This is a genomic window from Pseudomonas sp. LLC-1 (assembly GCF_002992185.1).
GTDB classification, from domain to species: domain Bacteria; phylum Pseudomonadota; class Gammaproteobacteria; order Pseudomonadales; family Pseudomonadaceae; genus Aquipseudomonas; species Aquipseudomonas monteilii.
Window position 1 is genome coordinate 223479 of sequence record NZ_LUVY01000017.1, and the last position, 14815, is coordinate 238293.

Below are 14815 nucleotides of genomic sequence, written 5' to 3' on the forward strand. Positions count from 1 at the left end.
CCGGCGATAGGGCCGGGCCTGGTGACTCAATTCTGTGGCAACACGCCTCGGGCCCAGGGCCGGTAGCGCAAGGCAAACACCGCCTCGGCATGGCACCCGCTACTCAGCTTCGGCTCAGCCGGTTCAGCTAGAAACGCCTGCCCCGGTGCGCTCACCTGGCGGAACGCCTCACGCACCACACCCACCCGGCACGGCAAGGCCTGTTCATAGCCCTGGCGCACCAACGCAGGCAGACGCCCGGTCCCGGCGCCGTCCTGCCACCACACTGTCAAGCCCAGCCCCGCCAGTTGATTCAGCCAGGCAGCATTGACCCGCGGCGACAGCTTGCCCGCGCTAAAAGCACTGATATGCAACGGTTTGTCCAGCTGGCGGTTGAAGGCCTGCAACTGGCTGTACAGCGCATCGCGCCGTTCAGCCTCACGAAAATGCTGGTCGTCCAGCTCCATGGGCAGGTACCAGCCATCCACCGGCAACTGCCAAGTGTTGCGCAGTTGCTGGTATTGGCTGAGCGAGCGACCCAGCTGCGCTTTCCAGTAGCTGTTCATCCCTTCGCCGTCCAGTTCGTCGAGGCGCTGGTAGTAGGCCGGGTCCATGTACAACCCCACGATCAGTTGCAGGCCTTGGGCACGTGCGCTACGCAGGCTGTTTGCCAGCCAGCCCTGGGCACCGCCAAAATCGCTGTCACCATACGCGCTCCACTGCACGATCAGGGTCTTGCCACCCTGCGCCACGGTGGCGTGCCACAGCTGTTGCCACTGGGCAGGGGTGATACTGGCGTCGCGGTTCAGGGGTTGGTAGAACAGGCGCTGGTCAGCTGTGGCCGGCAGGCACAGGGCAAGCAGGCAGAGGGCGAGGATCGTACGCATCAGAAGGTCATCTCCGCACCGACCAGCACGCCGTTGGCGCGCTCGTAAAGATTGCCGCCCAGCGACTGCTGGTATTCGGCACGCACTTTCAGCGAGCCGCGGTAGGCGTTGTAGCGGTCGTCATCGAACCACCACTGCCAACGCACACCCACCCCCGCACGGGCGTCCTGGCGCCAGTCGTTGCTCGGGTCCTGGCTGGAGAACTCGACAAAACCGTAGGGCATCAGGGTTTGCGGTGAGCTACCCGGTAGCTTCCAGGCATGCCCCTGCTGGTAGCGCGACAGCCAGGCATGGTCGCCGGCGCGTGTCCACCAGGCGGCGTCGAGGTAGAGGAAGCGCTCGTTCCAGTCGTCTTCATCCACCCGCCAGTCGTTGCGCCAGTCACCCTGATCGAGGAACGAGGCAGTGGCACGCAGCAGCAGGTCGTTGCTCGACTCGGCGTTGTGGCGCAGGTCGCCCCAGTTACCGCCGACCTTGGCCGGGCTCAACAACTGCCCCAGGCTCAGGCCGCGATAATGTTCTTCGTCGATCTGCCGCTGGTGATACAGCTCGGCGTACAGGTTGAGGTTGGCCTGGCCGAGCGGCTTGTAGCGCAGGCCAACGCCGGTACCCATGCTTTGCGCGTAATCGGTACGGCTCTGACCACCGAACAGTACCCGGCCATAAACCGAGAGGGTGCTGCCGTTGCGGCTGGGCTCTTCACCCAGGGCGTGGTCCCACATGGCCAGCTGCACGTTCTGCGATTGTGCGCGGCGCGAGCTGCCGCTGCGCTGGCCGTTGTCGAGGAACTTGTCGTTGGTCGAGGTGCCGGCGGGCGACCAGGTGCTGGCCAGGGTGATGGTGTCACGCCGTGACAGGGCTTCGTGGGCCCTGCGCTGGCGGTATTTGCGGGCTTCCAGGCTGCCGTACTCGTCGTCACCGTCGACCAGGTTCTGCTCCACATCGAGGATGCGGCGCAGTTCGCGGCGTGCCGAGGCGCTGTCTTCGGCTTCGTCGTAGCGCAAGGCCAGCGTTTCGCCGAGGCGGTAGTCCTCGGGGAAGTCGTGGGTCGCCCGCTCCAGGTACGGGATCGACTGGCGGCGCTGGGCCTTGTCTGTGGCGCCGGCCAGGCGCATGCCGTAATCGGCGCGGTAGCGTGGCTGATCGGGGGCCAGGCGCACCGCTTCGGCCAGCCAGGCCATGCTCTGCGCGCTGTCGCCGGCCAGCTGCGCGGTGCTTGCGGCCGCGTAGTAGTGGTCGGCGCGTGGGTTGCTGGCCAAGGCCTGGCGTTGCAAGCCCAAGGCGGACGGGTAATCGCCCTGGCGCTGGGCAATGGCGGCGCCCAGCGCCCAGTCATCAGCGCTGTGGTGCGCGGCGGCGTCCCAGTAGCGTCGAGCAGCTTCTGCATCGCCGGCATTCAGCGCGCCACGGGCGGCAGTGAGGCGGGCGTTGTCGGTCCAGGCGCTGTCCGGGACGTTGCGCCAGATGGGCAGGGCAGCCTCGGAGTCGCCCGCCGCTTCAAGGGCATAGGCCAAGGGCAGGCGATCGCCGCCGCCGCCCAAGCGTTCGGCGGCCTGGTAGTAGACCACTGCTTCGCCGGGCTGGTCAGGCATGGCGCAGCGGCCCAGTGCGCGGTACTGGCCGGGTTCGCTCGGGGTGGCCGGTATCGCCTGATGCACGGCATCGCACTGGCCGGCTTCGGCCAGGCGGCCGAGCAACTGGGCGCGGGTGTTGGCATCCACCCGTGGTATCAGGCCAAGCATGCGGCGGCTGTCCAACGGCCCGTCAGTACGTGCATACAGGTTGCCCAGGCGCTGCAGCAACGACGGGCTGAGGCGGCCTTGGCGGTGGTCGTAGGCGTGCTCCAGCAGTTCCCGGGCGTGTACCACCTGGCCTTGTTCCACCAACAGGAAGGTGGCTTGCTCCAGCGCGGCCAGGTCGCCGCTTTGTCGGTAGCGCTTTTCCCATTCGCTGGCGGTACGCGGTTGCGGCGGCTGTGGCGGGTCGCCGTACAGGCGTTGCTTGAGCACGGCGTAGGCGCGAGCATCGGCCGTGGTCGTGCAGCCTTTGAACTGCTCGCGGGCCAGATCCGGATCATGGCGCGACAGCCAGTCGACGGTCTCCAGGCAGGGGCGCTGCAGGTCGTTGCTCAAGCGCATTACCATTGCCGCATCATCGCCTTCGCGGGCCAGCTCCCACAGCTGCTGGCGCTGGTCGGGCTGATTCAGCTGATCGGGCGGCAGCGACTGCAACCAGCGTTGGGCCTGTTGGTTGTGGCCGACGGCAATGGCGCGGTTGGCCATGGCCAGGCGTGCCTGGCTGGCTGCCTGGGGGGAGGGTGCGCTGGCCAGCAGCGTGTTCAGCCCTTTTTCGTCCACCTGCTGGATATACGCATTGGCCAGGCGTCGCCAGTCTTCGGCGGGTAACTGGCCCTTGTCGGCGAGCGGCTGCAGTTGCTCGATGGTTTCCTTCCAGTTGCGCAGCTGTTCGGCAAAGTTGGCGCGGGCCAGGCGCAGTACCTGACCATCATCGCGCGGTGGCAGCTGGTTGAGCCACTCCAGCGCTTTGCCAGCACCCCCGAACTTGGCCAGGCTCAGGCTGTAAGCCTGCCACAGGCGCACCCGGTGCATGGCATCGCTGGTGGCCAGCCATTGCTCGACCTGGCTGGCTGGCGGTGGGTCCTGCTCGATCCACGTCAGGCGTAGTTCGAGCAGCGCGTCGGCGTATTCTGGGCTGCCGTCCAGTTGTCCGGCCAGCGCTTCGGCGTCCTTGTAGCGGCGTTGGTGAGCCAGGGCTTCTACCAGCAGTGCGCGGGCTTCGTCGTTGTTCGGCACGCGGCCCAGCACGTGACGGGTCAGGCGCTCGACCTCGGCCCAGTTGTCTTTCTTGGCCTCACGATAACTGCGGTCCATGAACGGAAAGCTGGTGAACCGCTGGAAATCGGTCATCGGTGCCGAGGCGGCGACGGGCAGTGCGGCGGAGCACAGCAACAGGCCGGTGAAGGTGAGAGTAAAACGCGGCTTCATGCCACCTCCCGGGTCAGGTCAAGGGCAGCCTGCTGTTCGCTGGCCTGTTCGTCGAGTGCTTGCTGCAACACCTGCTCGGTGATGATGCCGCGCGCGATCAGGTGCTCGCCCAGGCTCTGGTGTTCGGGGTCGAAGTCGATCAGTGCCTGGTTGAACAAGGTGACGGGCACCATACCGCGCACCTGCAGCAGGGTACCGAGCATGACCTGATGGTGGCTGACCCGTTCCAGCAGCGCCTCGTCGTCCTGATGGCGTGCGAGCGTGGCCAGCATGTCGCGGGTTTCCGGCTTCTGCCAGGGGCTTGGGTAGTGGTAGCGCAGGCCCAGGGTTACCCGGCCTTGTGGTGCCAGGCGCACGCGTACCGGGCGCTTGAGGTGACGGCTGATTACCCCCAGTGACACTTGGCTGACCGGGCTTTCGCTGGCCAGGATCAGCGTCTCGCCATCCTCGTCCACCGGCAGCACGCCATAGTGCGTGGCCAGTTTACGCGGCAGTTTGGCGATCAGTTGCGGTTCGAGCTTGAACGGGTTCAGCGGAGCCCATGGTATGTCTAGCTGCTCGGCCAGGGTGGCCACCAACTGTTCGCTGTTTACCCAGCCACGCAGCAGCAGTTCGCGGCCCAAGCGCCGGCGTACAGGGCTGTTGATTGCCTGCTGCAACTGCTCGTCGCTGATCAACCCTTTGGCCACCAGTCGCTGGCCCAGTGGCGTGCGGGCAGGGGCGGCGATGGCGGGGAACTCGTGTGTGGTCTTGTCCCAGGCCACGCGCCGCGAGTCGCCCATCTCCATGACCTGGCGCAGGGCACGCAGGTTGGCGAAGAAGTTGACGAAGTTGCTCCACATCATGCGCGGTGCCGACAGCAGGCCTTCGCCAATGCCGTAGAAGCGGGTAACGAACCAGCCGCGCTGGAACAGGCGGTTGAACAGCATCAGGCCGTTGAGCCACAGCAGGGTCGAGAGCAGCCAGCTGTCGCTAAGGATCGACATGAAGCGCCACGAATCCGGCGCAATCACCGTGACCAGCCACATGGCCAGCAACACCAGCAGCAACAGGTTGACCAGAAAACTCAGCAGGTAGGCGAACAGCCCGCGGCGGTCACGCCAGAGGAAGTAGTTGAGCGCGCCCTTGCGGCTCCAGCCCAGGTTGCTGGTGCCCTGGAACACGATGCCGACGATCCACCGCGACTTTTGCCGAATGGCATGCTGCCAGTCGCGCGGGAAGTGCTCGCGTACGCAGATTACCTGGGAAAACTCACGGCTCATGCCCGGGCGCCATTCCTGTTTCAGGGTCAGCGCCGGGTCGCTGATGGAGTAGCGGGCGAAAATGCACTTCATGCCTTTTTGCTTCAGGCGAAAACCAATGTCGTAGTCTTCGGTCAGGCTCTGTACGTCGAAGGCGATACCGTCGCCGTCCTCCAGCAGCGCACTGATGGCGCGACGGCTGAAACAGGTGCCGACCCCGGCACTGGGCACCTGGCCGGTGAGTGCTTCGCGAACGATAACGTCCTTGCCGTGGTTTTCGGCGAACTCGTCGACATAGTGGCCGGCGGTAAAGCCCTTCCATTCGGGTGCGTAGGGGTACACCGGGATCTGGATCATGTCCTTGTTCGGCAGCAGGTAATTGAACAGGCGCAGTTCCATGGGCGAAATCACGTCTTCGGCGTCGTGCAGAATAAAACCGGCGAACTCGATACCGGCGTCCTGCTGAAAGCGCAGCAGCGCGTCGATGATGTTGTTCAGGCAGTCGGCCTTGCTGGTGGGGCCGGGGCGGGCGCACACCACCTTGTGCACGTTGGGGTAGTGCAGGCACACCGCGTCGACGTCGGCCTGGGTTTGCGGGTCGTTCGGGTAGGTGCCGACAAAGATCTGGTAGTTCTCGTAGTCGATGGTGGAGGCCGCCAGGCGCGCCATTTCACCGACCACGCCCACTTCGTTCCAGGCCGGGACCATGATGGCCAAAGGTTTTTCCGGGACTTCGTACAGGCGTTTCTCGTCGGCCTTCTCGAACTTGTCGTAGATGCGAAAACGCCGGATCAGCTTTCGCCCCCAGTAGCACAGGTCGATGAACAGGTCGTCCAGGCCGAGCAGGAACATCAACGAGGCGAGGGTGATTGCCAGGATCTTCAGGCCGAACAGCACATAGGTGAGAAAATCGATGAATGCCAGGCTCATGCGGCAGTCACCGGCAGGGTGGAGTATGCCATCGTCTTTATCCTCGCTCGGTTCCCTCGACGAAGTTGTACGACATGTCGCCGTTTGTACGGGATAGATACAAGCAGCCGAATGCGAGGTTGTCCAAATTTCGGGCTTTTTCTTGTGGGCCACATCTTGTAGTTTTACAGGTCGTTTACCCAGGGAGCTGAACATGCAAGGCAAGGCGCGCAAGATCGTCCAGGCCATTCTTTACGAGGCCATCGCTGTGGCCTGCGTGGCGCCTGCGCTGGAGCTGGCGTTCGGTGCCGGCATGGCGCAGTCGACCGTGCTGTCGGTGCTGATGTCGGGCATCGCGATGAGCTGGAACATGGGCTACAACTGGGTGTTCGAACGTTGGGAGGCGCGCCAGCATCAGCGGGAGCGCACTTTCATGCGGCGCTTGCTGCATGCGCTGGGTTTCGAGGGGGGGCTGGTGGTGATTTTGCTGCCGCTGGTGGCGTACTGGCTGGACGTCAGCCTGTGGGCGGCGCTGCTGACCAACCTGGCGTTGTTCGTGTTCTTCTTCGTTTACGCTTTTGTCTTCCAGTGGGGGTTCGACAAGGTGTTCGATGTGCCGCTTTCGGCGCAGCAAGCCAAGTGTTGACTTTGTGCCGCGCTACCGGCTAAGTTCCTACCCCATGAATACATTCCCGCACGTGAACGCCATTATTATTACCGCCATTATCAGCTTGGCGGGCTAGCGCGTACGTGCACCGAACCCGCCCTGGAGGCGGGTTTCTTCTCTCTGACTCCTGGGCAAACTGAAAAAGCCAAGGAGTCATCGATGACCAGCTTCAGCGTCCCGCGTACTGCCGTCACCCCCCAGCAACTGCTGTCGGAGCAGGTGCGGCGCATTCTTGCCGCCCCGGTGTACGACCTGGCCATCGAAACGCCCCTGCAAGCTGCGCCTGCCTTGTCTGCCAGCCTGGGTAACCAGGTATTGCTCAAGCGCGAAGACCTGCAGCCGACCTTCTCGTTCAAGATCCGTGGTGCCTACACCCGGCTGTCGCGCCTGACCCGTGTGCAGCGTGAGCGCGGGGTCATTACCGCTTCGGCCGGCAACCATGCCCAAGGCGTCGCCCTGGCAGCCTCGCATCTGGGCATGAAGGCTACCATCGTCATGCCCACCACCACGCCATCGCTGAAGGTGGAAGGGGTGCGTTCGCGTGGCGGCCATGTGGTGCTGCACGGTGAAAGCTTCCCGCACGCCCTGGCACACGCGTTGAAACTGGCCGACAGCGAAGGCGCTACCTTTGTGCCGCCGTTCGATGACCCGGACGTGATCGCCGGGCAGGGCACGGTGGCCATGGAAATCCTGCGCCAGCGCCCGGGTGCGCTGGATGCCATCTTCGTACCGGTCGGTGGTGGCGGTTTGATCGCCGGCATTGCTGCCTATGTGAAGTACCTGCGCCCGGAGGTGAAGGTGATCGGCGTGGAGCCGGAAGACTCCAACTGCCTGCAGGCTGCCATGGCCGCTGGCGAGCGGGTGATCCTGCCGCAGGTCGGCACATTCGCCGATGGTGTAGCGGTGGCGCAGATCGGTGCCCATTGCTTCGAGCTGTGCCGGCACTTTGTCGACGAGGTGGTGACCGTGAGCAGCGATGAGTTGTGTGCGGCGATCAAGGACATCTACGACGATACCCGTTCGATCACCGAGCCGTCCGGCGCCTTGGCGGTGGCCGGGATCAAGAAATACGTGGCACGCGACGGCGTACAGGGGCAGACGCTGGTAGCCATCGATTCCGGGGCGAACGTCAACTTCGACCGCCTGCGCCATGTGGCCGAGCGGGCCGAGCTGGGGGAACAGCGCGAGGCGATCATCGCTGTGACCATTCCGGAACAGCCGGGCAGCTTCCGCGCGTTTTGCCAGGCGCTGGGCAAGCGGCAGATCACCGAGTTCAACTATCGCTACTACCCCGGCAAAGAGGCGCGTTTGTTTGTCGGGGTGCAGACCCACCCTGTTCACGACCCGCGTGAGCAGTTGCTGGCCAACCTGCGCGAGCAGGGGTACAGCGTGCTGGATCTGACCGAAAACGAGCTGGCCAAGCTGCATGTGCGCCATACCGTGGGTGGCCATGCTGCACCGGGTGCGGATGAGCGGGTCATGCGCTTCGAGTTCCCCGAGCGGCCTGGGGCGTTGTTGGGCTTTCTGGAGCGGCTGGGCAAGCGCTGGAACATCAGCCTGTTCCATTACCGCAACCATGGCGCGGCAGAGGCCCGGGTTTTCGCGGCGCTGGAGGTGCCGGGGGACGAGGTAGCGGGGTTGCCGTTGGCGCTGGATGAGATGGGGTATCGGTATTGGGATGAGACGGATAACCCGGCTTACAAGCTGTTCCTAGGGTGACCTTGAGGCTGCCTGTACTGGCTTCATCGCCAGCAAGCCAGGTCTCACAAGTACTGCGCAGCTATTCAGCATTGCGCGGTCCCTGTGGGAGCTGGCTTGCCGGCGATGGGCCGCGAAGCGGCCCTGGGATTTCAGCGCTCGCGCATGAAGAAACCGGCAACGAACTTGCGGAAGGTTTCCAGGCTCTTGAAGTCGGCATAACGCTTGAAATTCTCGGCATCCGGCTCAGGCCCGATCGGCTGTTCCAGCAACGACACGGACAACACCCGGTCCTGGTCGGAGGTCAGCACCAGTTCATCCATGACCTGCCCGCCGATCACCGGCCGGCGCATTTGCACTTTCACACCTTTGCTGGCCATCCAGTCAATCAACGACACCAGCGCCTTGAGCGGCTCGCGCTCTTCGTCGCGGTACACCGGGAACAGGTGGGCGCGGGACAGTACCGGTACGCTGGCCACATGGATCAGCTCATAGAAATGGCTGCCGGCGCTGGTCGGTGAGTAGATCATCAGCGCCAGTAGCGGCCCGGTGGTACGGCTACCGCCCCAATATAGGTGATGCCCCTGGAAGTCGAAGCCGTCTTCATTACGGTTGTTGAACAGCTTGCGCCCTTTGATCTGGTCGACACAGTCCAGCAGCAAGCCGTGGCGGCGGTGGTTGCCGAACACCGAAGCTTCGCGCAGGCGGGACTTGAGCATCATCATGTGCTTCATGTCCAGGCGGGTTTCCAGGTAGTTGCTGGCGGGCACCCGCTCCAGCAGCGGGTACCGGCTGGCCACGCTGCGCAGTTCGGCAAACTGGGTGGTCAGGTCCTTTTTCAGGTGGGTGGCATACAGGTTGAGGCCGCTGGTTTCGATCCAGGTCAGCAGGAGCGACAGCAGGCGCTGTTGTTCCCGGCGGTCGTTGCCTTCGCCGCTGGCACTGCTGGTGGCGCTTCGGAAGTCGCCGATCAGGCGCAGCGGCGTGTCGGGTGGCAGCCAGGCCGCAGGTGGGGCAGGGTCGTTTTCACGCTCGGCTGCCTCCCGCTCGTCCTTGGTGAACGGGCAGCCCGGCGCGTGTTCTGCCGTGCCCGGGTTGTTCTTGAGAAACAGCGTGCCGGTACTGCCGTTAAGGGTGACATTGAGCACCGGCAAGGCGTCGTTGCGGCAGTCACAGGCCAGCCACTGGTTTGCGTTGCGCACTTTCATCAGCAGCTGGTTGGCCTGCAGCAGGCGCGGGCCGCCAAGGCTGCCGGTGGCAAAGCCGACCAGCAGCTCTTCTTCGGCGGGGGTCAGGCTGCGCACCTGGGCGGCGGATTTGTCGATGATTCGCATGAAGCAGCTCCAAGCTACGAGCCTCAAGCTTCAAGCAAAGTCGCGCCGCTTTCAACTTGCCGCTCAGTTGCCGCCAAACATCTTCGCCGCACGGGCACGAATTTCGTCCGGGGTGAGGTCCTCCTTGTGGGTGGAGACGAACCAGATGTTGCCGAACGGGTCTTTCAGTGTGCCGCTGCGGTCGCCGTAGAACTGGTCGGTCAACGGATGCAACTGGGTGCCGCCAGCCGCCAATGCTTGGGCGTAGACCTTGTCGCAGTCCTCGACATACAGGTGCAGGCCCACGCCTGCGCCGCTGAGTTTCTGGCTGGCGGTAAGGCCGCCCTCCATGTCGCAGGGGTCGCCCAGCATCAGCGACGAATCACCGATTTTCAGCTCGGCATGGCCCACACGGCCACCTGGTGCATCGAGGCGGAACATTTCGATGGCACCAAAGGCCTGCTTGTAGAACTCGATGGCCTTGGCGGCATCGTTGATGGCCAGGTACGGGGTAAGGCTGTGCTGGCCTTCGGGGATGGGTTTGGCTGCCATGTTCGACTCTCCTTCGCAGTGGGCGCCGGAGGGCGCCCTGTTGCTTAGAGTCGTTTGCACAGAGGGAAAATCGACAATGGCGCTAGATCGATTTCCTATAAGCGCGGCCGTCAGAAGATGTAGTCGGTGGTCAGGAAGCTCGACTGGCGGTTGCGGATGATTTCGCTGATCAGTTCCTTGTTGGCCTCCTGGAAGCGGGTGGCGACCAGGGTGCGGATGGAGAACACACGCAAGGCATCATGCACCGACAGGGTGCCTTCGGCGCTGTTCTTGCGGCCGTTGAACGGGTAAGTGTCCGGGCCACGCTGGCACTGCGCATTGATGTTGATGCGCCCGACCTGGTTGGCGAAGGTGTCGACCAGGCTGCCGATGGTAGCCGGGTCGTTGCCGAACAGGCTCAGTTGCTGGCCGTAATCGGAGTCCAGCACGTAGTCGATCACGGTTTGCAGGTCGCGGTAGGGCACTACCGGCACCAGGGGGCCGAATTGCTCTTCGTGGTACACGCGCATTTCGTGGTTAACCGGGTACAGCAAGGCCGGGTAGAAGAATGAGCCGCGGCTCTGCCCGCCACCTTCGTTGAGCACGCGTGCGCCCTTGGCCGTGGCATCGGCGACCAGGCCGTCGAGGTAGTCGACCTTGCCAGGCTCGGGCAGCGGTGTCAGTGCTACACCGGGCTCCCACGGCATGCCGGGTTTGAGCGCGGCCAGTTTGCGCTGGAACTTGTCGAGGAAGGCGTCGACCACATCCTCGTGGACGAACAGGATTTTCAGTGCCGTGCAACGCTGGCCGTTGAACGACAGCGCACCGGTGACCGCTTCTTCTACGGCGTTGTCGAGGTCGACCTGGGGCAGCACGATACCCGGGTTCTTGGCATCCAGCCCCAGCGCGGCGCGCAGGCGGTGAGGGCGTGGGTGCAGCTTTTTCAGGTCGCTGGCGGCCTTGTGCGTACCGATGAAGGCGAACACATCGACGTTGCCGCTGGCCATCAGCGCGCTCACGGTTTCCCGGCCTCGACCATAGATGACGTTGATCACCCCGGGCGGGAAGCTGTCACGGAAGGCTTCGAGCAGCGGGCGGATCAACAGCACACCGAACTTGGCGGGCTTGAACACCACGGTATTGCCCATGATCAGCGCGGGGATCAGCGTGGTGAAGGTTTCGTTGAGCGGGTAGTTGTAGGGCCCCATACACAGGGCGACACCCAGCGGCGCCCGGCGGATCTGGCCCAGCGTGCCTTGTTCAAGCTCGAAGCGGCTGGAGCGGCGGTCGAGGTCCTTGAGGGCGTTGATGGTGTCGACGATGTAGTCGCAGGTGCGGTCGAATTCCTTTTCAGAGTCCTTGAGGTTTTTGCCGATCTCCCACATCAGCAACTTGACCACGGCCTGGCGCTGTTCGCGCATGCGTGCCAGAAAGGTTTCGACGTGCTGGATACGCTCGGCCACACGCATGTTCGGCCAGGCACCGCGGCCTTTGTCGTAGGCCTGAACGGCAGCGTCGAGGGCGGTAAGGGCGGTGTCGGCATCAAGCAGTGGGGCGCTGCCCAGCACCACTTGGCGTTCTTCGCCGCCTTCCTTGAGCCAGACCGGGCTGCGAACCGTGGCCAGGGGGCCGTCCCAGCGTCTGAGCTCGCCGTTCACCAGGTAATCACGTTGTTCCAGGGGGGCTTCCAGGCGCCAGATTTGCGGAATGCTATCGGCGTTGGGGAAGAGTGAATCGAGCAGACGGTCCATGGGTACTGCACCTCACTTGGCGGGGCGGATTTCAAGCCGGGTGAATCGCTTCAGCTACGAGCATGCACCGGCTGCCGAAAAAACACCAGTCTGGCTCAACATGGCCCCTCGTGCTTGTCGACAGGCCGCCTTCGGATTCAAGGGCAGTTATGCAAAGACGGCATCAAGGGTTATCAATTGATAGCGAAGTGATAATTGCATCGGCGCGCACCGGGCACGGTTATAGCAAAGTGCTTGTCGGGTATGGACTTCATGCAGGAATTTTGACGCCATGAAACTTGATCTAAAGTTAGCGGGGAGCCGCTTGCCAAAGCGTTTGCAGGCATCTTAAATTGTTACTGAATGTGATAAAGAAGTTTAAGTTCATACTATAAAAATCAAGACGTTAGGTATTTTTGCTGATTTTTTCTCTTTTTCCGATAGACCATAGAGCACTTCAAAGGACGTCGAAGAAGAAATGAAAGAGACCTTGACGGCTGTGGCGCGAAAATTCCTGTCGCCCTCCATGCGCTACGAAATGAGGCTGCTGGCCAGCAAGGTGCGTGAAGTGTTGGCGCGTGCCTGTTTCTGGCGTTGGGAAGTTGCCAGGTTCCGGATGCAGCAGGAAAGCCCGTACGAAATCCTCTACATAGGGCGCAAGCAGCAACGGGAAATGGCCAAACTGCTGATTGGCGGAAAGGGCCAGGGCAGTGCGTCGATCGTGGAGGGTGCAAGCGCGACTGCGGCGGCCAACCATGTTGTGGTGATCAGCGAAATGCCCACCTCAGGCGCGTTGTCGGTGCCGCATTACCTGAGTGCCGTGGTGCCGCTGGGGCGCCCGCTGGAAGACATCACGGCCCGGTACGACAGCGAACTGCGCCGCAGCATCCGCAAGAACCGCCCGCTTTACCAGATGCGCCAAACCCTCTCGGACGACGAGATCGCCATGGCTGACCGGGACCTGCTTCGCCCCTATGCCACGGCCAGGCAAGGCATTCATGCGGCACAGTTCCCCACCGACGAAGTGTTCCGGATTGCCAAGAGCGTTGGCCGGCTCGACCTGATTACCTTGGGCGATGAGGTAATCGGCTGCCATTTGGGATGTGAAGTGGTGCGCGGCGGCAAGCGCTACTGGAGCACCTTGCGCTTTGGTTATTGCGAAGCGGTGTTTTCCGATGCCAAAAAATTGCGTGAAGTGAACTCCATTACCACGTTCATGGCCCTTGAGTGGGCGCTGGAACAGGGCTTCGATTATTACGACATTGGCCTGTGCCTGGCGCGGCCAGATGACGGGCTGTTGAAGTGGAAGCGCCGGCGTGGCGGCGATATCGACTCGTTGGGCAACCATGCCTACCTCTTCGTTCGCTTGCCCAAGGCCGGCACGGCGAAGTTTTTGTGGGACACGCCGATGTTCGCGGTCGAAGGCGACAAGCTCACGTTGCACCTGGGGTTGCCCGAGGGGCCGAGTGAAGAAGAATTTGCCAGCCGCTACCACGAAATGGTGTTTGGCGGGCTGCACAAGATTTACCTGTATGGCGGCAACGGTGCGGGCGAACCGTTTGTGGAAGCATTGCGCAGCCGGTATGCCAACCTGCAATCCCCTCCCGCGATGGAAAGGGTGATGTCCAACTGAGTGTTAGCCAGGGATGCGTAGAGAGGGCGCGCTGCGCCCGGTTTCTGATTTCGTTACCAAGGGAGGACGCTTCATGGGAAGCGACATCTCGCAGTTCAGTCCATCGCCCGCAGCCAAGCAGCACACCTGGACACTGGCGGCCTACCGCTACATGGCGCGCAAACGCCTGGGCAAGAACACGGCCATTGACCTCAAGAGTGTGGCTACCAGGAGCTGGGACATTGCGCCGGGCGAGACCACGGTGTCGCCACCGGCCATCTACCTGCCCGGCCAGCTGGAGCGGGTGACGGGCTGGGAGGGCAAGCGTTTTTACCCCTACGTACACCCTGCGCGCACCATGGAGGGCGGCATCAGTACGCTGCAAGGGCCAACCCGGGGCTACCTGATCAAGAATGTGTGGTTGGTCGATGGTGCGTTGTACAAGGGCAAGGCCAGCCATTGGCTGTCACTGAAACCCAGCACCTTTCCGGCCATCATCGTGGACAACGAAATTGACCGTGCAGCCATTTATTGCACGCAAAACGGCAATTCCTGGTTCGGCACCTGGCTGATGGAAGATTGCCCGACCTATGCGCTGGCCTGTAACGAAGGCATCCCCGTGACCACTGCCCCCTCGGCCAAATATCCGTTGTTTACCCAGGCCCCCGCCTATGAAGACTGGCTGGACATGAAGCCGCTGCGCCTGCGCAGTGCGTTTTTCCGTGAGCTGGTGCTGTTCGACGACCAGAGCAACAACCGTAGCCGTCACGCCCGCTACCGGGCCATGGGGGACAAGCTGCTGTCGCATGTGCCGCACGCCCCGCACCCGGGCGTGTTCCTGCTGCGGGGCGGCGACGGCGACCTGCGCCTGCTGCGCAATGAGCTGGAGCTTGCCGAGCATCTTCGGGTTACCCGTGGTTTTCGCGTGGTCAACCCGCTGAAGTCTGATGTCCCGAGTATTGTCGCAGCCTGTGCCGGGGCAAACGTGGTCATTGGCGTGGAGGGTAGCCAGCTGGTGCATGGCGTGAATGTGTTGCAGCCTGGCGGTAGCCTGCTGACCTTGCAGCCGCCCAACCGGTTTGTCAGCTACTACAAATACCTGACGGACCGCGACCACCAGCAGTTCGGCTTTGTGGTGGGGATACCGGAGGGCGACGGTTTCAGGATCGATATCGGTGAAGTGGAACGCACGCTCGATCTGTTTGCGCGATAACCGTGTAGTATCGGGGCATCTGAGCAACAC

Annotated in this window: 10 protein-coding genes; 4 read left to right on the forward strand and 6 right to left on the reverse strand. The window is 63.0% G+C overall.

Features of this window, described 5'->3' with window-relative positions:
* Window positions 1-26 precede the first annotated feature (26 nt).
* From A0O30_RS19500 to nrfB, 3 genes are read right to left on the reverse strand one after another with little or no spacing between them, the layout of a single operon-like run.
* Window positions 27-866 carry a DUF4434 family protein gene (locus A0O30_RS19500; RefSeq protein WP_105947601.1) on the reverse strand — a complete coding sequence of 280 codons (840 nt, stop codon included), beginning with the start codon at window positions 864-866 and terminating at the stop codon, window positions 27-29.
* A complete protein-coding gene (locus A0O30_RS19505; RefSeq protein WP_105947602.1) occupies window positions 866-3871 on the reverse strand; it encodes a phage receptor in 3006 nt (1001 codons plus the stop codon). Before A0O30_RS19505 ends, A0O30_RS19500 begins: the two co-directional genes overlap by 1 nt.
* Window positions 3868-6042: a cyclic di-3',5'-guanylate-activated glycosyltransferase NrfB gene (gene nrfB, locus A0O30_RS19510; protein WP_105947603.1), complete on the reverse strand. Its 2175-nt coding sequence runs from the start codon at window positions 6040-6042 to the stop codon at window positions 3868-3870. The genes A0O30_RS19505 and nrfB overlap by 4 nt, the downstream gene beginning before the upstream one ends.
* 193 nt (window positions 6043-6235) lie before the next feature.
* Between nrfB and A0O30_RS19515 the strand changes: the two genes are divergently transcribed.
* Window positions 6236-6667, forward strand: coding sequence for a PACE efflux transporter (locus A0O30_RS19515; RefSeq protein ID WP_016713990.1), 432 nt, complete (start codon window positions 6236-6238; stop codon window positions 6665-6667).
* 180 nt (window positions 6668-6847) lie between these two features.
* A complete protein-coding gene (gene ilvA / locus A0O30_RS19520; protein WP_105947604.1) occupies window positions 6848-8407 on the forward strand; it encodes a threonine ammonia-lyase, biosynthetic in 1560 nt (519 codons plus the stop codon).
* 131 nt (window positions 8408-8538) lie between these two features.
* Here the strand turns inward: ilvA and A0O30_RS19525 are convergent, their stop codons facing one another.
* The 3 genes from A0O30_RS19525 to A0O30_RS19535 all read right to left on the reverse strand — a co-directional run bounded on the left by A0O30_RS19525 (window position 8539) and on the right by A0O30_RS19535 (window position 11981).
* A complete protein-coding gene (locus A0O30_RS19525) occupies window positions 8539-9720 on the reverse strand; it encodes a hypothetical protein (protein ID WP_105947605.1) in 1182 nt (393 codons plus the stop codon).
* 63 nt (window positions 9721-9783) lie between these two features.
* Window positions 9784-10251, reverse strand: a complete 468-nt coding sequence (locus A0O30_RS19530; protein ID WP_105947606.1) for a VOC family protein — start codon at window positions 10249-10251, stop codon at window positions 9784-9786.
* Between the two features lie 110 nt (window positions 10252-10361).
* On the reverse strand, window positions 10362-11981 hold the full coding sequence (locus tag A0O30_RS19535) for an NADP-dependent glyceraldehyde-3-phosphate dehydrogenase (protein WP_105947607.1): 1620 nt from the start codon (window positions 11979-11981) through the stop codon (window positions 10362-10364).
* 457 nt (window positions 11982-12438) lie between these two features.
* On the opposite strand from A0O30_RS19535, the gene A0O30_RS19545 reads away from it, so the two are divergent.
* Complete coding sequence (locus tag A0O30_RS19545; RefSeq protein WP_105947609.1) at window positions 12439-13593, forward strand: hypothetical protein; 1155 nt, start codon at window positions 12439-12441, stop codon at window positions 13591-13593.
* 73 nt (window positions 13594-13666) lie between these two features.
* Window positions 13667-14785 (forward strand): glycosyltransferase 61 family protein, encoded by a 1119-nt coding sequence (locus tag A0O30_RS19550; RefSeq protein WP_105947610.1) that lies wholly within the window; start codon window positions 13667-13669, stop codon window positions 14783-14785.
* The last annotated feature ends 30 nt before the right edge of the window (window positions 14786-14815 follow it).

Coding starts and splice junctions, on each gene's coding strand:
- A0O30_RS19500 (WP_105947601.1), bottom strand. CDS start 866: ATGCGTACGATCCTCGCCCTCTGCCTGCTTGCCCTGTGCCTGCCGGCC.
- A0O30_RS19505 (WP_105947602.1), bottom strand. CDS start 3,871: ATGAAGCCGCGTTTTACTCTCACCTTCACCGGCCTGTTGCTGTGCTCC.
- nrfB (WP_105947603.1), bottom strand. CDS start 6,042: ATGAGCCTGGCATTCATCGATTTTCTCACCTATGTGCTGTTCGGCCTG.
- A0O30_RS19515 (WP_016713990.1), top strand. CDS start 6,236: ATGCAAGGCAAGGCGCGCAAGATCGTCCAGGCCATTCTTTACGAGGCC.
- ilvA (WP_105947604.1), top strand. CDS start 6,848: ATGACCAGCTTCAGCGTCCCGCGTACTGCCGTCACCCCCCAGCAACTG.
- A0O30_RS19525 (WP_105947605.1), bottom strand. CDS start 9,720: ATGCGAATCATCGACAAATCCGCCGCCCAGGTGCGCAGCCTGACCCCC.
- A0O30_RS19530 (WP_105947606.1), bottom strand. CDS start 10,251: ATGGCAGCCAAACCCATCCCCGAAGGCCAGCACAGCCTTACCCCGTAC.
- A0O30_RS19535 (WP_105947607.1), bottom strand. CDS start 11,981: ATGGACCGTCTGCTCGATTCACTCTTCCCCAACGCCGATAGCATTCCG.
- A0O30_RS19545 (WP_105947609.1), top strand. CDS start 12,439: ATGAAAGAGACCTTGACGGCTGTGGCGCGAAAATTCCTGTCGCCCTCC.
- A0O30_RS19550 (WP_105947610.1), top strand. CDS start 13,667: ATGGGAAGCGACATCTCGCAGTTCAGTCCATCGCCCGCAGCCAAGCAG.